The sequence below is a fragment of the Brucella thiophenivorans genome (assembly GCF_002252445.1).
GTDB classification, from domain to species: Bacteria; Pseudomonadota; Alphaproteobacteria; order Rhizobiales; family Rhizobiaceae; genus Brucella; species Brucella thiophenivorans.
In genome coordinates this window covers 125,132-142,455 of sequence record NZ_NNRJ01000015.1, presented here as the reverse complement: position 1 = coordinate 142,455, position 17,324 = coordinate 125,132, and the positions used below count along the sequence as shown (strand labels likewise).

Below are 17,324 nucleotides of genomic sequence, written 5' to 3'. Positions count from 1 at the left end.
AGCAAACGTCAAGTTCACTCCACTTGGGAGGAGTAAGACAATGAGTAGCACCGGTAAAATCCTGCTGTCGATTACCAATTGGGACCCGGCAATCTGGACGGAGAGTTTCAAGGCGCATGCGCCTGAACGCAGCGTTGTGACAGAACGCACTGAGACCGATCCCTCCATAGAATATGCGCTTGTCTGGAAGCAGAAGCCCGGCTCGCTGGCCAATCTTCCCAATCTCAAGGTCATCTTTTCGCTCGGCGCTGGCGTAGATCATGTTTTCCACGATCCCCATATTCCCGATGTACCGCTGGTGCGGGTCATTTCCGATGATCTCACCATGCGTATGACCGAATATGTGGTCTGGCAGGTGCTTGACCATCATCGTCTCGGTGCAAGCTATCGCAAACAGCAGAAAAACCATGTCTGGCATGAAGACCCGCGCCAGCCAGCCGCTCACGAAGTCACTGTCGGTATTATGGGGCTTGGCGTTCTGGGCCGCGATGCCGCGGAGAAGCTGAAAACCCTCGGCTTTAATGTGACCGGCTGGAGCCGGCGTCCGCAGGAAATCGACGGTGTTCAAACCTTCAGCGGTAAGGACGGCTTTACGCGCTTCCTTAAGACTGCCGATATTTTTGTCTGCCTGCTGCCTTTGACACCCGACACCAAGGGTATCCTGTCCATGACCATGTTTGCGCAACTGAAAAGCGACGGACCGCTTGGCGCGCCTGTGCTGATCAATGCCGGTCGTGGTGGCTTGCAGAACGAAGCCGATATTCTGGCAGCGCTTGATCGCGGCCTGCTATCGGCTGTGACGCTCGACGTCTTCAACCAAGAACCTTTGCCATCGGATAGCCCGCTCTGGACGCATCCCAAGGTGACGATCACCCCGCATGCGGCAGCAAGCTCATCAGCAAGCGCAATCGTTCCGCAGATCATCCGTCAGATCGAAGCTTTCGAGCGGGATGGGACGTTGGAAAACATCGTGGATCGTGCGACACAATATTAGCAATCTGAAAAGCTAATCACCATGTGCAATTTCTTTGCGCATGGTGATTGATGTTGTCCTGTCGTAGCCGGGATGTGCGGTTTCGGCTGTTATATGATAGCCCAGCTTTTCAAACACCTTATGGTTGCGGGTCAGTTCAATGCGCGTCTGAAGCTCCATGACAGGCTTGCCGCACGCCACAGCCTCCTCCTCGGCCTTTTCCATCAGCTTACGACCGATCCCTTGACCTTCAAAGGCAGGTGCAACGGCAAGTTTGCCAAGATAGAAGTGATCTGCTTTCTCTTTTATGAAGACACATCCGACCAGAACATCACCATTAAGCGCTGCAAATCCTATTTCCTCTTTGGCCTTTTCTCGCAGCGCATCCACAGTGAGGCGATGGGCGGAAGATGGCGGGTCGATGATCCCGTCCATATAGGCGAAACTGTCACGGATGAGCGTGAGAAGCTCCTCCCAGCGATTAAAATTGGGTCCAGTAGCGATAATGCGCAGCAACGTCATTTGGGTTTGCGTGCCTTATAGCGGATTGTTTCAAAACGCACATTGAGCGCGTTGTAAAGCAGAAGCCGACCAATCAGCGGCTCGCCTATGCCGGTCACCAGCTTGATAACTTCCATAGCCTGCAAACTGCCAATCACGCCGGGCAGCACACCAAGAACACCAGCTTCGGCGCATGTGGGCACAGCGCCTGGCGGCGGCATATCGGGGAAAAGATCGCGATAAGACGGGTTGGGCATGCCATCTTCATTGGTCCCATAAGGCATAAGCACTGTGAGCGTACCATCAAAGCGACCCATTGCACCCGAAACCAGCGGGCGCTTCGCGATGGCGCAGGCATCAGCCAGCGCATAACGCGTGGCGAAATTGTCAGAGCCGTCAACGACCACGTCGTATTCACTGATCAAGCCTTCCGCGTTTTCGCTATTCAGCCGCAATGCGTGGGTTTCAACACGCACATGCGGATTGATACGCGTGAGAGACACCTTCGCACTCTCCACCTTCGCCCGCCCCACACTATCCGTATCGTGGATCACCTGTCTTTGCAGGTTTGACAGCGAAACCGTATCGTCATCGACAAGACCAAGCGTACCGATACCCGCTGCCGCCAGATATTGCAGCACAGGTGCGCCAAGACCACCAGCGCCAACGACCAACACGCGCGCGGCTTTCAACTTCTGTTGGCCCGGTCCGCCGATTTCCGGCAGCACGATGTGGCGCGCATAGCGCTCTAATTCTTCGGATGAAAAAGGCTTTGATGATGCGTTCATGATGGCAGACCATAAGCCCGCTCAGATGCGCTGTCAGCGACTATTTTCAGATTTTCGTCAGTTCGCCTGCCGCCACATTGAAAAACTGAGCATCGCCTTCCAGTGCCTCGAAAAGCGATCGATCTGTGCCGGTCATAAAGGCCTGTCCGCCAAGATCGTCGAGAATGCCGAACAGTGCCGCACGGCGCCCTGTATCGAGATGGGCGGCTATTTCATCGAGCAACAGGATCGGAGCCATGCCAGACAACTCGCCTGTCAATCTTGCATGGGCCAGAATGAGGCCAATCAGCAAGGCTTTCTGCTCGCCGGTCGAGCAAAGAGCGGCAGGCATAGATTTGGGCCGGTGCTGAACAATAAGATCGGTGCGATGCGGACCATCCAATGTGCGGCCCGCTGCACGATCACGCACACGCCCGTCGCGCATCGTGCGGCGAAAATCCTCCTCAAGATCGAGCGCTGCTTCCACGCCGATCCGCTGTTCAAGCACCCCTTCCAGAAAGCAATCTGCTTTTGGAAACGGTCCTTCGGCGGGCAATCGTTCAATCATGGCTGCGATCAACCGCATTGCTTCCGCACGCGCCGCTGCAATCGCAATGCCAAGCTCGGCCATCTGACTTTCAATCGCATCAAGCCACTGATTGTCGGTGTTTCCGTCGCTTAACAGTCGATTGCGCGCGCGCATGGCCTTTTCATAATCAAGAACACGCTTGCCGTGGCCCGTATCAATCGCCAGCACCATGCGATCGAGAAACCGGCGCCGATCCGATGCACCACCGGTAAAAAGCCCGTCCATTGACGGGACAACCCAGAGAATACGGGCATAATCGAGCAGTTCGTCGCCCGACGCGGCGTTGCCATTGATGCGGACCTTGCGCCCCGCTTCGCCGCCGCCTGCAGTACCCGTTCCGATTTCGACATCGCTATAAATCATGCAATCAAGGGTTGCGTGAATAGCAAAACCGTCATTGCCGCTTGCGCGTGCAACATCATCATAGGATGCGCGGCGCAATCCCCTGCCCGGAGACAAAAACGACAAAGCTTCAATCAGATTGGTTTTGCCTGAACCATTTTCGCCCGTCAGCACCACATGGCCGGAGCCAAGCGGGAGTGTGAGCTCCGCATAATTGCGGAAGTCTAAAAGTTTAAGCCGCCGGACCGAGACTCGATCCGGGCGGCTTACATTGGTTTCAGAAATGCTCACGGCCTATTTTCAAATCCTAGACGCGCATCGGCATCAGAACATAGAGAACATCTTCATCGCCCGTATCACGCACAAGCGTTGGCGAACCGGCATCGGCCAGCATAAAGACTGCGTCTGATCCTGAAAGCTGGCTGGTAATGTCGAGCAGATATTTCGAATTAAAGCCAATATCGATTGGGTCTGCATCGTAATCAGCGGCAAGTTCATCGGTCGCGCTGCCCGAATCGGGATTGTTGACCGTGAGTGTCAGCTGACCATCGGCGATTGAGAGCTTGACCGCGCGGCCACGTTCGCTGGAAATGGTCGAAACGCGATCAACAGAAGCGGCAAAATCCTGACGGCTGATCGTCAATTTCTTGTCGTTGCCCGAAGGAATCACCCGTTGATAATCCGGGAATGTGCCGTCGATCAGCTTGGAGGTCAGGACAACCGAACCGACTGTGAATCTGATCTTTGCATCTGACAGTTCAACAGAGACGACTGTTTCAGGCACATCGACAAGCTTCTGTAGTTCAGCAACTGTCTTGCGCGGAATAATGATACCGGGCATGCCTTCGGTGCCGGAAGGCGCTTCGAGTTCAGCGCGTGCCAGACGATGACCATCGGTTGCAACGGCGCGCAGTTTCAGCGCTCCATCACTTTCAATGGCGTGGAAATAGATACCGTTGAGGTAATAGCGCGTTTCTTCCGTCGAGATCGCAAACTGCGTGCGATCTATCAGGCGCTTCAAGGCCTGCGCATCGATGCGGAAAGAATGTGTGAAGCTACCGGCCGTCAGTTCCGGGAAGTCCGACTGTGGCAGGCATTGCAGGCGGAAAGACGACTTGCCGGAAACCACCGACATGGAGCCGCCATCGGGATTGGTCGACAACATGACTTCCGCACCATCGGGCAATTTGCGCACGATGTCATAAAGAAGATGTGCCGGAACCGTCGTGGCTCCAGCCTGCTCGACCATGGCTGCGGTCGCTTCATTGACTTCAAGATCAAGGTCCGTTGCTTTGAGCGCGAGGCTTGCGCCTTCAGCCTGCAAAAGCACATTGGACAGGATAGGAATCGTGTTGCGACGCTCCACGACACGGTGGACGTGGTTGAGTGACTTGAGAAGATTGGATCGCTCTAGGGTAACACGCATATTCGGATGCACTCGCTCTCTAGGACAGGGCAACCGCATTATGTGCAGAAGCCTCGTCAACAAGGCGCATAAGCGCCAGAAGGTTTGCTAAAGTGGCAGATTTTTGAGACGAAAAGCAAGCCCGCCATGTCTCAAACCGACATAACGCGGGCTTTTTGTTGATAACCACTGTGAACAGCGGGGATGTCCGCGAAATCAGGCGGCCTGATCGTTAATGAGGCGCTTGAGAAGCTCAAGTTCCTGGGCCAGCTTGCCGTCAGCACCGACCAGATCTTCGATCTTGCGCACAGCATGAAGCACGGTTGTATGATCGCGACCGCCAAAACGGCGACCGATTTCCGGCAGCGAGCGCGGGGTCAGCATCTTGGCAAGATACATTGCAACCTGACGCGGCTTAACAATGGTGCGCGTGCGACGGTTGGAAAGCAGGTCCTGCTTCGACACGTTGTAATGACGGGCAACGATGCGTTGAATTTCTTCAATGCGGATGCGCTTTGGTTCACCCACGCGGGTGAGATGGCCGAGCAGTTCATCGACGCGATCGATGGAAAGATTAGGCTCAAATGACTGACGGAACAGAAGCTGGTTGAAAGCGCCTTCTAGTTCACGACCCGATCCGGTGACCGTGCGAGCAACATGGGTGAGGATTTCATCCTGAATGTTGAGGCTTGGATCTTCAACCTGTGCGGCAGTCAGTCGACGGCGCAGCATTTCAACGCGCATTTCATAATCAGGGGCTGCAACTTCCAGTGCTACGCCACCCTGAAGACGCGAGCGAACGCGAACATCCAGTGATTCCAACTCCGACGGTGGGCGATCAGCTGCCACAACAACCTGCTTGGCACTGTCGAGCAACGTGTTGAGCAAATGGCAGAACTCGTGCTGGATCGACTTGCCCTGCAGGAACTGCATGTCGTCAATGACCAGCAGGTCGATGTCGCGTAACTGTTCTTTGAAGGAAAGCGCGTTGTTGTCACGAATTGCGGTTGCAAAGCGCCACATGAAATATTCAGCAGTCAGATAAACGACGCGGGCCTTTTCCTGACGATGCAAAGCTGCGGCTGCAATCGCCTGAAGAAGGTGAGTCTTACCAAGGCCAACCGATGCATGAATGAACAGCGGGTTGAAGCGAACAGCACTCGAACCGGCTTCTGCAATGGTGCGGGCGGCAGCAAGCGCCACACGGTTGGATGCACCATCAATAAAAGAATCAAACGTGTAACGCGGGTCAAGCGGAGATCCCAGAATGGAGCCAGAAGCCGCAGCCGATTCTGCCACCACAGTCGAGCCGCGCCGGTCTGCACTTGGTTGGCCAACTGGGAAAGCTACTTTTTCACGCATTGCAGCGGGCGACTTTGCATCAATGGCTTCGTTGGTTTCAGCTGGCGCTTGCGCACGAACCACACGGCTCATTCCGCGTACAACCACCTCCACTTTAAGAATTTGCGGATTTTCTTCCTGCCAAAGTTCGGTCAGCAGTTCCGAATAATGATTGTTAATCCATGAGCGAAGGAAGGCAGTCGGAACCGACAGACGGGCAACGCTTTTAGACATGTCTTCGAGCTTCAAACGACCAAACCAGCTTGAATAAATCTCACTGCCGACACGGGCTTTGAGCTTTACGGTCAAGCGATCAAAAACTTCATCGCCAGCATTGTTCTCAGCGCTCACCACGAGGCTATTTTCTTTTCCAGTAGCAGAAGATCCAAGGATACGGTTCGCATGCGCATCATCACCCATCGTTGCCGTCGACTTACCAGTCATCATTGCCATCGTCTCGCCTGCCTTCACATTCATACGCGCCATTTTGCGGCGCTTGTCGTTATTTCCCGCATAGGTCCGCCAAATCTTATGATCCGGTCGCCTCGCAGGTACACACTTTACTCAGACCCTCACTGAGAGGGCCAAACACAAACTCAAACAAACAGTCCACGCTTCAAACGCCTGCATGGACCAACACCCGGACGCTCCTTTTCAGTTACGCGTCGACTCACAAAATTCTTGCTCAAGGCTGATTGCCCGGAACTGGTCTTGCGACAACCATTCAATTGACGAAGATGCGCCTAAAACAGCATTCCGGTTAATGAATGGTAAGCAATACCCAAAAGGGACAAACATAACAGGAACAGGACCTTAGACACAGAACTAAGCATTCGCGGAAAAACATTCCACGCCAATATATGACAAATTTTAATGCTAACTCCGAGCCGTGGCCCACCCCTCTTGAGCCCTGACTTTAACGAAGCCTTGTGGCAAAGAGCAAGTCTAAGAATTGCAGTTTTTTCTTCATTTAAGGCTTGCATGACCTGCAAGCGAGACCAGAGAATCGGGCGTTAAAGAAATAACACCTTTGGATTCAATGCGTTTCGATCAGCGATTTTTTAGACGACCACGATATGTTCCCCTGAGAAAATATTTTTTAATAATTTGCTTGACTCAAACCCTCTTCCGAGTCCCTCGGCAGGGCTGTGGATAAGTGTGGATAATACCTTACAAGCTTTTGAAAAAGAAGAGGAAATTGAGCTATCGCCTTTTAGTTTAGCTACGCAATTTTACTGATTAATTGCATAATTATTAAAAGATAATAATTGCTTATGCGTATCAGCACGTTCTTTAAAAACGTTCCAAAAAAGAAAACCCGGCTAACAATGAGCCGGGTTTCTAAAAACTGATTTTAATTTCAAGCTATATTAGGCGTTCAGAGCCTTAACGCGTGCGGCAAGGCGCGAAACCTTACGAGCAGCGGTATTCTTGTGAACAACGCCCTTGGAAGCTGCGCGCATCAGTTCAGGCTCAGCAGCCTTGAACGCAGTCGATGCTGCTTCCTTGTCGCCGCTCAGGAGCGCATCTTCAACCTTGCGGAGGAATGTGCGAACGCGCGAACGACGCGACTTGTTGATTTCGGTGCGGGCAGCGATCTTGCGCACTGCCTTCTTGGCCGAAGGAGTATTGGCCATAAATGCCTCTCTTTTTCTGTCAGCAGCCCATTGGATATTACCGTCGGGCACAAAACCTCTAGGGCAGCCATAATGCCTAGGGCCGCCGATCCGTGGCGGGCTTATAGATCAGCTTTGCCTTCGCGTCAACGAAGATTCTGATATGCAGGTTTGCCAAAAGGCCGGATATGCGGCCTTCGGGCTTTAAATTTGGACACTTGAAGCAGCCAGATCGCTTTAACTGCCCTTTCTCGTCATCATCGCATCAACGATTCTTGAAAGATGGCGTGCGCTTGTCGATGAAAGCCGACATGCCTTCTTTCTGGTCTTCGGTCGCAAAAAGCGAATGAAACAGACGGCGTTCAAAACGCAGTCCTTCATCAAGTGTTGTCTCATAAGAACGATTGACCGATTCCTTGACCATCTGCACGGAAGGCTGCGAGAAGGACGCAATACGCTCGGCAGCCTTCAGAGCTTCCTCGATCAGTTCTTCGGGAGCCACAAGCCGCGAAACAAGGCCACAGCGTTCGGCTTCCTCAGCATCCATCATGCGGCCTGTCAGGCACATATCCATGGCCTTGGACTTGCCGACATAGCGGGTGAGGCGCTGCGAGCCACCCATGCCGGGCATAACGCCCAGTGTGATTTCCGGCTGGCCGAATTTGGCATTGGTTGTTGCAATGATAAAATCGCACATCATGGCAAGCTCACAGCCGCCGCCCAACGCGTAACCAGAAACCGCCGCAATGATCGGCTTGCGCACGTGATCGACCTTGCGCCAATCCGCGAACATGTCCTGCAAATAGGCATCGACAAAGTTGATCGGCTGCATTTCCTTAATGTCGGCACCAGCGGCAAAAGCTTTTTCCGAACCGGTGAGGACAATCGCACCAATCTTGCCGTCGCTGTCGAAGTGAGCCAAGGCTTCTGTCAGTTCTTTCAAAACCGTGCTGTTGAGCGCATTGAGCGCCTGTGGCCGGTTAAGACGGACAAGACCGACGCCACCGCGCGTCTCGACAACGATCGTTTCATAAGCCATGGAAAAACATCTCCTCCGTCCATTCATAATTTGCGCCCAAGGTGGACCGACGTATTGCGTTTGGCAAGATCAGCCGAATATCAGTTTTGGCAGGATGCGCAGAAAAAGGTGGAGCGGCCTGCCTGCACCGCACGCTCTACCGCGCCAAAACAGTCGGGAGCGCGGCAGGGCTGCGCCTCGCGTCCATAGACAGAGAATGAGTGCTGGAAATAGCCAAGCGCGCCATCGGCCTGAATATAGTCTTTCAGGCTCGATCCGCCTGCGACAATGGCCTCGGCAATCACGTTGCGAATATCCGCTGCCAGCCGATCCAGCACCAGCTTGTCCTTGGCAATAGAACCGGCTGCGCGCATCGGCGACAGGCGAGAGCGCCACAACGCCTCACAAACATAAATATTGCCAAGCCCTGCGATCAGCCTCTGATCAAGCAGCGCTGCTTTCAATGGCGTCTTTCGACCTTCAAAAAGTGCGCCCAGCAATTCGCCGGAAAGCCGGTTTCCGGTGGGTTCAATGCCCAGCCCTTTTAGGAATGGATGCTCGTCGAGCGCACCACTTTCAGCAAAGAGCATGAAACCAAAGCGCCGGGGGTCATTATAGATGATGCGCGCCTTCGAACCGTCTTCGCGCAACATGTGAAAGACAACATGGTCATGCTTTACGATTTTCGAGCGCTCGTGGTGAAAGTCACCGGGAATGCCTTCCGCCTCATCCGCTTCAATGCGAAACGAACCCGACATGCCAAGATGGCTGATGATCGTCAGTCCCTTATCAAGATGCATGGTCAGATATTTTGCGCGGCGCCCAAGCGCTTTGATGCGTTGACCCGAAACACGCTCGACAAAGCGTTCAGGAAATGGAAAGCGCAGATCGGGGCGGTTCTGCTCGACCCGCTCAATGGTTGACCCCTCCATAAAAGGTTCGAGACCGCGGCGAACTGTTTCGACCTCTGGCAATTCGGGCATAGATTATCTTCCAGGTAAATAACGCAGTTCAGTTCATATAAGGCCCCAGCCGTGCATTTGCCATCCGTTAACCCAAACCAGCTCGAAGTTACGCCGAAGCCACATTAACCATTTATTTTCCTTGTTTCTTAAACTCATCACAATTGGCAGGCACTAAAAGAAACCCCAACGAGACTTCAGCTCAGGGTAAATAACATGCCGGCTTTGATGACGCGCTTTTTCAGGAACAGATCGGGTGCGGCGATGATCGAATGCACGCTCATCGGTGCGCTTGCGATTATTGCCGTTATCAGTGGCATGGCGCTTTTTGCCGGAAAGCCTGCTTCCGCTTTCGATTATCAGGCAGCGCAAGTGCATCTGATCAACCAGCGCTAATAATTGCTTTTCTTCATGCAGAATTGAATGGCCACCCGGTTCACGCAGGGTGGCTATTTGTTTATTGATGAGCCAGAATTTTAATCGCCGAGGACTATCATGACCGTTGAGATCGTTACCGCAAAATCAGCAGACAGCCGCCCTATCTGGTTCATCAGCAAAAATGCTATCGATCAGCTAAGTCTAACACGAGACGCCGTAAGCTGGGCCAAGGCCCATGATTTTAACGGGGAAGCCGGGCGTATTCTCGTACTGCCGGGCAAAGACGGCGCGATTGCCGGTGCATTGTTTGGCACTGGCGAAGACGAACAGGGTGGCCAGTCACAGCTGCTCGCCGGAAAGCTTGCACGCGGTCTTCCAGAAGGCGACTGGCATATTGAAGGCACGCCGAATCATGCAGAACTCGTAACCCTCGCATTTCTGATGGGTGGCTATAATTTTACGCGTTATCGCAAAGGCAGCGATAAGCTCATCCGTCTTGCAGTGCCGGAAGCTGTCGATGCGGCTGAAATCAACCGTATTGCCGATGCGGTGACATTGGCGCGCGATCTCATCAACACGCCGACCAATGATATGGGACCGGATGCGCTGGAACAGGCCGCACGCGATCTCGCGAGCAAAAATGGTGCCAAGGTCAGCACAGTTGAAGGCGATGCTCTGCTTCAACAGAATTTCCCGATGATCCATGCGGTCGGTCGCGCAGGCAGTATTGCGCCGCGTCTCATCGACCTCACATGGGGCAAGGACAGCGACCCAAAGATTACGCTCGTTGGCAAAGGCGTGTGTTTTGATACCGGCGGTCTCGACATCAAACCTGCGAGCGGCATGCTTACCATGAAAAAAGATATGGGCGGAGCCGCCAATGTGCTGGGCCTCGCCTCGATCATTATGGATGCAAAACTGCCCGTTCGCCTGCGCGTGCTAATCCCCGCAGTTGAGAATTCTATTGCAGGCAATGCATTTCGTCCAAGCGATGTGCTGCAAAGCCGCAAGGGCCTAACCGTTGAAATCGGCAATACTGACGCCGAAGGCCGTCTGGTTCTGGCCGATGCACTAGCGTTGGCGGATGAAGAAGAGCCGGAACTCATCATCGATATGGCAACGCTGACGGGGGCTGCGCGTGTGGCGCTTGGCCCTGATCTGCCGCCTTTTTATACGCATGATGATGCGCTTGCCGCGACCATTGCGCAAAAGGCTATTGAGACGGCTGATCCACTTTGGCGCATGCCGCTCTGGGCGCCTTATGTGCAGAAACTATCGTCGCGCGTGGCGGACATCAACAATGTCACCACCGATGGTTTTGCCGGTTCGGTTACCGCTGCCTTGTTCCTGAGCCGCTTTGTCGAAAAGGCAAAAGGCTGGGCGCATTTCGATATTTTCGGCTGGGTGCCGGTGGAAAAGCCCGCCTCGCCTGTCGGTGGCGAAGCGCAGGCCATTCGTGCGATCTATGCGCTTCTTAAGCAAAAATATCCCGCAAAGTGAAATCGCTTGCCTGCAAAGCAAAAACGACGTTGAATGATACGGAACCGAAACGATATTGAGCGTTGCGTAAAATATGCCCGTTGAACTAAAGCCTTTGCAGGCATTAACGTTGCTAAGAACGCTTTCACTGGCGCAGGTTCAGGATGAAATGCCTGACCTCACCACGCGGCAGGCCGCCATTCTTCTGACGATTTATCTGGAGCCGCCTCCGCATACGGTGCGAGGGCTTGCAGCCAAGCTCAACGTCACCAAGCCAGTGATTACGCGTGCGCTTGATACGATGGGAACGCTTGATCTTGTCTCCCGGCATCGTGATGAAAAAGATCGCAGAAATGTGCTAGTAAAGAGAACAGTCACGGGTGCGCTTTATGTCGAAAGACTGGGTGATCTCGTGATTGCCAACGCCCGGGAGTTACCATTGTGAGCATGCTTGATCATCGTCTCAACGCCTACCGCCCTGATCTCGCCGATGCACGGCTGAATGGTCAGGTGGACGCTGGGCGCTTTACCGCAGGCACACTGATGCAGGTTTCTGATTCTGTGGTCGATCTGCGTGCCGAGCCACGCCCCGACAGCGGGCCGCAGACGCAGATTATCTTCGGCGATATGGTGAGCGTCTTTGAAGAGCAGGACGGCTGGTGCTGGGTTCAGGCAGAACGCGACGGCTATACCGGCTACGTCTCGGCGGCTTCACTGGCAAAGCCTGTCGGCGAGTCGACGCATATGGTGATTGTTCCACGTACTTTCGTCTATCCCGGCAATGATCTTCGTTTTCCGCATTCTCAGGCGCTGTCACTTGGTTCCCGCGTGCGAATCGTTGGCTCGTCGGAAAAGCGCGGCACTGAATATGCCTTGCTTGAGAGTGGAGAGGCACTGATCGCAAAGCATCTGGCGCCATTGGGCGAACATGCCAATGATTTTGTGGCGGTTGCAGAAACACTTCTGCACACGCCGTATCTTTGGGGCGGCACATCAGGCTTTGGCATCGATTGCTCTGGTCTGGTGCAATTGTCGATGTGGGTTGCTGGCAGATCAGTTCTGCGCGATTCGGACATGCAGGAAAATTCGCTCGGTGACATCATCGAGCCTAATGCCGATTATTCCAATCTCAAACGGGGTGATCTCGTTTTCTGGAAAGGCCATGTTGCGATCTGCCAATCGCCGGAGATGCTCCTTCATGCCAGCGGCCACACGATGACCGTAACGCTTGAACCGCTGAAGGACGCAATTAAACGCATCGCGTATCTTTATGATCTGCCGACGCTCATCAGAAGGCCATAAGCGTGAGACGATGAAGAGCAAAGGGACATTATGGATTGCAGGGCTGGTACTCGGCCTCACGGCCTTTTTCCCTTCTGCCGTCTCCTTTGAAAGAATCGCCCGCATGACCATCACCGCTGCACCAGCGAGCTTTGCAAGCGTCAACGGCATTGAGATGTATTATCGCGTTGTCGGCAAGGGACCGCCGATTCTGCTTATTCATGGCGGCCTGTCCGACCAGCATGTCTGGGATGCGCAATTGCCGATTCTGGGGCGCGATCACACGGTGATTCTGGCTGACAGTCGCGGACAGGGTTGCTCAACCCGCACCGATGAGCCGATCACCTATGCATTGATGGCTGATGATTATGTGGCGTTGCTCGATTATCTCAACATCGACAAGGTCGATCTGGTCGGCTGGAGCGATGGCGGTATTATTGGTCTCGACATTGCCATGCGCTATCCCGAACGGTTGAAAAGCCTGTTTGCACAAGCTGCCAATGCCTCGCCGGAAGGCTCGACCGGCTATGCGCTTGCGCGCGCAGAGGGAAAGCCTATTCCTGAACTGCGCCACTATAAAAGCATCGACAAGGAAATTCATGCCCTCTGGGCGAATGAGCCGAATTACTCAGCAGAGGATCTCTCGAACATCAATGTGCGAACCGCCATCGTAATCGGTGATCGCGATACGGCCATTACGCGTGAGCATACTGAATTTATGGCGCATCATATTCCGGGTGCGAAACTGCTCATCCTGCCCGATTCGGGTCATGGTGTTCCGGCAGAAAACCCGCGTCTTTACGCACGCTCGGTTCTCAAGTTCATTGCTGGCGATACGGCCACTGATCCCCTCACCGCCAGTAAATAATTCAGGTTCTGTTCGGCAGCACGCGATCCGGCGGGCGATGCCCGTCAACAAATGCCCTGATATTGATGATTACTTTGTCACCCATATCGACACGGCCTTCGATGGTGGCCGATCCCATATGCGGCAGCAGCACGACCTTGCCTTTTTCGGCCAGTGAGAGCAGGCGGGGATTAACCGCAGGCTCATGCTCGAACACATCAAGACCTGCACCGGCAATCTTGCCCTGCTCGATCAGATCGACCAGCGCGTTCTCATCAATAATCTGACCACGCGCCGTATTCACCAGATAAGCGGTCGGCTGCATCAAGGCGATCCGTCGTGCAGAAAGCAGATGGAAAGTCGCCGGTGTCGACGGACAATTGACCGAAATAATATCCATGCGCGCCAGCATCTGGTCGAGACTGTCCCAATAGGTGGCTTCCAACTCTTCTTCGACCTGCGCGTTCACCCGCTTGCGATTGTGGTAATGGATCGAAAGACCGAAAGCCTTGGCGCGGCGTGCAACAGCCGTACCAATGCGGCCCATACCGACAATGCCTAAGCGCTTGCCCCAGATGCGGCGTCCGAGCATCCAAGTCGGCGACCAGCCTGGCCATTCGCCATCGCGTTCGCCCAACACATTGGCACCTTCAACCAGACGGCGCGGCACCATCAATAAAAGCGCCAGCGTCATATCGGCGGTATCTTCGGTCAGCACATTGGGGGTGTTGGTGACGGCAATGCCGCGCTTTGCAGCCGCGGCCACGTCAATATTATCAACGCCGTTGCCAAAATTGGCGATAAGTTTGAGATTGGGACCAGCCTGTTCAATCGCTGCCGCGTCGATCACATCGGTGATGCAAGGCACAAGAACATCGGCCTCTTTCATCGCCGCGATGATTTCGGGCTGCGACATGCGGTGATCGTCTATATTCAGACGGGCGTCGAACAATTCCCGCATTCGGGTTTCCACCGGGTCAGGCAGTTTCCGGGTCAGAACAACCAGCGGTTTTTTCTTGTTCGACATCTCCACCCCATTTTTTTGAGCAGCTTTACCTGTGCACGCTCACAAACTTCACAGGAACACTGCCTTGCCTTTAACATGTTGAGACCTCCTTAACCAAGAAGGTGCAATATGCGATTTTGCTTCGGCTGCTCATCTCTAGCAAGGCGGCGCAGCAAAGACAAAGAAAAACAGAATCGTAAAAGCGGCATCAAACGCGGACAAACCGCACAATTTATTCATTCAACAGTTTCAGACGTTCCTCCCCCTGTCCTGAAACTGCCTCGACATGACAGGACGGCGAGAGGTCACAATTGTATCGAGTACTTTCGCAACGCTTTTTTATCGCAGCGCTTTGCAGCATCGCATTGCTGATGGTCATTGCACCTCTGGGTGCATCGCATTACCACGCCACCAATGCTCAGGCGTCATCAGGCACCGCACTTGGCGCTAGCGGACTGCCTGTGCCACGCTTTGTCAGCCTTAAGCCCGCACGTGTTAATCTTCGCATCGGGCCAGGACGCGATTATCCGGTTTCATGGCTTTTCATGAAATCCGGTCTGCCTGTCGAAATCATTCAGGAATATGACAACTGGCGCCGCATCCGCGATGCAGATGGCACCGAAGGCTGGGTCTATCAGTCACTACTATCGGGCAAGCGGACCGCAGTAACGGCACCATGGCAAAAGAACAATGATGGTTCCATGATCATCATGCACCGCGATCCGGTGGAGACATCAGCCGTTTCGGCAGAAATAGAACCGAACGTCATCGGTACGGTTCGCCAATGCAATGGAAGCTGGTGCCATATGGACGTTCAGGGCACGCGAGGCTGGATCAGACAATCCGATCTATGGGGTGTCTATCCGGGTGAAGTGTTTGACTGATCGATAAATGATTGCACCTTGACGCATATCTGTCGATAGCATTAGTTTTGTCAGACAACGAAGAAGGAGTTTTATGCGCAGACGTTCATCGCTTCCGTCTTAACGGATTTGAACCCTACCTGTTTGGGTGGTTTATTTGTGCATATCAAAACTCTGGAAACATCATGAAAACTCTGATCCTTGATATCCGCGCTTATGAAGCGACGGACAAACCAACTTTGTCTTCTATTTGGTACCGTGCATCAATTGAAGCGCATGCATTTCTGGGTCAAGATTTACTGCGCAAACAACAAATGTTGATCGAAGACATCTATTTGGAAAAGTCCGAAACCTTTGTTGCTGTCATTGATGGCAGGCCAGTGGGTTTTATCGGCCTATTGGATAGCTTTATCGGCGGGCTGTTTGTCGACCCGCTTAATCAGGGCCATGGCATTGGACGTCAATTAATCGCCCATGCTCTGGCCATGAAAGGCAAGCTCTCACTTGAGGTTTACGCCGATAATGTCAGGGCGTGTGCTTTCTATAAGCAGCTTGGTTTTCATCAGATCAGCTCTCGTCCGAAAGACGATAACGATCTACCATTCGCAAATATCCAGATGGAACTGAAAGCCTAATAAGAAAAGCGGGGTGATCGCTTGCCCCGCTTTTAAAATTCGATAATGCGAAATTTATCGCGTCTTGCGGCGCAGGCGCACGATAATGTCTACATTGACGATTTCCATGCCTTCCGGTGCTTCCGGCATGTTGGAAACCGTTGGCTGACCACGCTCGCCGTGCGGAATATCGAAAACCACATTTTCTCCTTCAAGGAAGAAATGCTGGTGATCCGAAATATTGGTATCGAAATAGGTTTTCGATCCTTCAACCGCAATGATGCGTAGCATACCAGCTTCGGTAAACTGGTGCAGTGTGTTGTAGACGGTCGCAAGCGAAACCGGCACATCTGCGAGTACCGCTTCTTCATGAAGGTCTTCAGCGGAAAGGTGGCGGTCACCCTGAGCATAGATCAGGCTGGCAAGCGAAATACGCTGGCGCGTCGGGCGCAAACCCGCGCTGCGAAGGCGCTCTTCCATTGAAACCATCGAGTGGCTGGCATGATAATTCTGCATTTTCACCCTTGGATCCGTCACAAGCTTGTAGCAATTTCGTCAAAGATTAAACGGGCTGTTGCCCATTGCATACTGACATTGATATATGCCGTTGCGAATTAAGTATCAATAGGCATGGTAATCCCGGCTTTTTTTGGAAAACCACGCACACTATTTTACTGACGGAGGCACTCTATGTTAGAGGTGTCCCGGAAAAACGACAACCTGACCGCTTAAGATACTCAAAGCGGTCAAATCAGAATGATCCTCAAGGGAGGCGTAATGGCAGAACAGAAATCGAGCTACGGGTATGAAGAGCTCTTAAGCTGCGCGCGCGGCGAATTGTTCGGTCCCGGCAATGCACAGCTCCCCCTGCCACCAATGCTGATGGTGCACCGCATCACCGAGATTTCCGAAACCGGCGGTGAGTTCGACAAGGGCTATATCCGTGCTGAATACGATGTCAGTCCCGATGACTGGTATTTCCCATGCCATTTTCAGGGCAATCCGATCATGCCGGGCTGCCTTGGCCTCGACGGCATGTGGCAGCTGACGGGCTTCTTCCTCGGCTGGCTCGGCGAGCCGGGTCGCGGCATGGCGCTTTCAACCGGCGAAGTGAAGTTCAAGGGCATGATCCGCCCGCACACCAAGCTTCTGCAATACGGTATCGACTTCAAGCGCGTCATGCGCGGTCGCCTTGTTCTTGGCACAGCCGATGGCTGGCTCAAGGCTGATGGCGAAACCATCTATAAAGCAAGCGACCTTCGCGTCGGCTTGTCCAAGGACGGCGACGGCGCTTAATTCAACCATCATTCACGGGCGCAATTGCAAAAAAATATAGAGTTTT

The 17,324-nt window shown here is 53.4% G+C and carries 19 protein-coding genes; 9 read left to right on the top strand and 10 right to left on the bottom strand.

The genetic code is table 11. From position 1 onward, the window contains the following. The first annotated feature begins 40 nt into the window (after window positions 1-40). A complete protein-coding gene (locus CEV31_RS05655; RefSeq protein ID WP_094506022.1) occupies window positions 41-994 on the top strand; it encodes a 2-hydroxyacid dehydrogenase in 954 nt (317 codons plus the stop codon). A gap of 12 nt (window positions 995-1,006) precedes the next feature. Here the strand turns inward: CEV31_RS05655 and CEV31_RS05650 are convergent, their stop codons facing one another. The 8 genes from CEV31_RS05650 to mutM all read right to left on the bottom strand — a co-directional run bounded on the left by CEV31_RS05650 (window position 1,007) and on the right by mutM (window position 9,535). Beyond that, on the bottom strand, window positions 1,007-1,495 hold the full coding sequence (locus CEV31_RS05650) for a GNAT family N-acetyltransferase (protein WP_094506020.1): 489 nt from the start codon (window positions 1,493-1,495) through the stop codon (window positions 1,007-1,009). After that, window positions 1,492-2,262 (bottom strand): molybdopterin-synthase adenylyltransferase MoeB, encoded by a 771-nt coding sequence (locus CEV31_RS05645; protein ID WP_094506019.1) that lies wholly within the window; start codon window positions 2,260-2,262, stop codon window positions 1,492-1,494. Before CEV31_RS05645 ends, CEV31_RS05650 begins: the two co-directional genes overlap by 4 nt. 46 nt (window positions 2,263-2,308) lie before the next feature. After that, window positions 2,309-3,463, bottom strand: coding sequence for a DNA replication/repair protein RecF (recF, locus tag CEV31_RS05640; protein ID WP_094506017.1), 1,155 nt, complete (start codon window positions 3,461-3,463; stop codon window positions 2,309-2,311). Window positions 3,464-3,479: 16 nt separating this feature from the next. Continuing rightward, window positions 3,480-4,598, bottom strand: coding sequence for a DNA polymerase III subunit beta (dnaN, locus tag CEV31_RS05635; RefSeq protein WP_094506015.1), 1,119 nt, complete (start codon window positions 4,596-4,598; stop codon window positions 3,480-3,482). A 195-nt stretch (window positions 4,599-4,793) separates the two neighbouring features. Continuing rightward, window positions 4,794-6,404, bottom strand: coding sequence for a chromosomal replication initiator protein DnaA (gene dnaA, locus CEV31_RS05630; protein WP_235818039.1), 1,611 nt, complete (start codon window positions 6,402-6,404; stop codon window positions 4,794-4,796). A gap of 884 nt (window positions 6,405-7,288) precedes the next feature. Beyond that, complete coding sequence (rpsT, locus tag CEV31_RS05625; protein ID WP_094506014.1) at window positions 7,289-7,555, bottom strand: 30S ribosomal protein S20; 267 nt, start codon at window positions 7,553-7,555, stop codon at window positions 7,289-7,291. 244 nt (window positions 7,556-7,799) lie between these two features. Further along, the gene (locus CEV31_RS05620; RefSeq protein WP_094506012.1) at window positions 7,800-8,573 is read right to left on the bottom strand and encodes an enoyl-CoA hydratase; all 774 of its coding nucleotides are present in this window, start codon (window positions 8,571-8,573) and stop codon (window positions 7,800-7,802) included. Between the two features lie 80 nt (window positions 8,574-8,653). Next, a complete protein-coding gene (gene mutM, locus CEV31_RS05615) occupies window positions 8,654-9,535 on the bottom strand; it encodes a bifunctional DNA-formamidopyrimidine glycosylase/DNA-(apurinic or apyrimidinic site) lyase (protein ID WP_094506010.1) in 882 nt (293 codons plus the stop codon). A gap of 195 nt (window positions 9,536-9,730) precedes the next feature. On the opposite strand from mutM, the gene CEV31_RS05610 reads away from it, so the two are divergent. The 5 genes from CEV31_RS05610 to CEV31_RS05590 all read left to right on the top strand — a co-directional run bounded on the left by CEV31_RS05610 (window position 9,731) and on the right by CEV31_RS05590 (window position 13,520). After that, on the top strand, window positions 9,731-9,910 hold the full coding sequence (locus CEV31_RS05610) for a Flp family type IVb pilin (protein WP_094506009.1): 180 nt from the start codon (window positions 9,731-9,733) through the stop codon (window positions 9,908-9,910). Window positions 9,911-10,009: 99 nt separating this feature from the next. Further along, complete coding sequence (locus CEV31_RS05605; RefSeq protein ID WP_094506007.1) at window positions 10,010-11,392, top strand: leucyl aminopeptidase family protein; 1,383 nt, start codon at window positions 10,010-10,012, stop codon at window positions 11,390-11,392. Window positions 11,393-11,465: 73 nt separating this feature from the next. Beyond that, entirely contained in the window at window positions 11,466-11,816 is a 351-nt protein-coding gene (locus CEV31_RS05600; protein WP_094506005.1) for a MarR family transcriptional regulator, read from the top strand. 2 nt (window positions 11,817-11,818) lie between these two features. Then, a complete protein-coding gene (locus tag CEV31_RS05595) occupies window positions 11,819-12,673 on the top strand; it encodes a C40 family peptidase (protein ID WP_210190899.1) in 855 nt (284 codons plus the stop codon). A gap of 10 nt (window positions 12,674-12,683) precedes the next feature. After that, window positions 12,684-13,520: an alpha/beta fold hydrolase gene (locus CEV31_RS05590; RefSeq protein WP_094506523.1), complete on the top strand. Its 837-nt coding sequence runs from the start codon at window positions 12,684-12,686 to the stop codon at window positions 13,518-13,520. Window position 13,521: 1 nt separating this feature from the next. Here CEV31_RS05590 and CEV31_RS05585 read toward each other — a convergent pair whose 3' ends face one another. After that, the gene (locus CEV31_RS05585) at window positions 13,522-14,526 is read right to left on the bottom strand and encodes a 2-hydroxyacid dehydrogenase (protein WP_094506001.1); all 1,005 of its coding nucleotides are present in this window, start codon (window positions 14,524-14,526) and stop codon (window positions 13,522-13,524) included. A gap of 290 nt (window positions 14,527-14,816) precedes the next feature. Here CEV31_RS05585 and CEV31_RS05580 point away from each other — a divergent pair, with 290 nt between their 5' ends. Then, window positions 14,817-15,389 carry an SH3 domain-containing protein gene (locus CEV31_RS05580; protein ID WP_094505999.1) on the top strand — a complete coding sequence of 191 codons (573 nt, stop codon included), beginning with the start codon at window positions 14,817-14,819 and terminating at the stop codon, window positions 15,387-15,389. Window positions 15,390-15,553: 164 nt separating this feature from the next. Continuing rightward, entirely contained in the window at window positions 15,554-16,003 is a 450-nt protein-coding gene (locus CEV31_RS05575; RefSeq protein WP_094505997.1) for a GNAT family N-acetyltransferase, read from the top strand. A gap of 54 nt (window positions 16,004-16,057) precedes the next feature. Here the strand turns inward: CEV31_RS05575 and irrA are convergent, their stop codons facing one another. Beyond that, on the bottom strand, window positions 16,058-16,498 hold the full coding sequence (gene irrA / locus CEV31_RS05570) for an iron response transcriptional regulator IrrA (protein ID WP_094505994.1): 441 nt from the start codon (window positions 16,496-16,498) through the stop codon (window positions 16,058-16,060). A gap of 261 nt (window positions 16,499-16,759) precedes the next feature. On the opposite strand from irrA, the gene fabA reads away from it, so the two are divergent. Beyond that, the gene (gene fabA / locus CEV31_RS05565) at window positions 16,760-17,278 is read left to right on the top strand and encodes a 3-hydroxyacyl-[acyl-carrier-protein] dehydratase FabA (RefSeq protein WP_094505992.1); all 519 of its coding nucleotides are present in this window, start codon (window positions 16,760-16,762) and stop codon (window positions 17,276-17,278) included. Window positions 17,279-17,324: the final 46 nt, after the last annotated feature.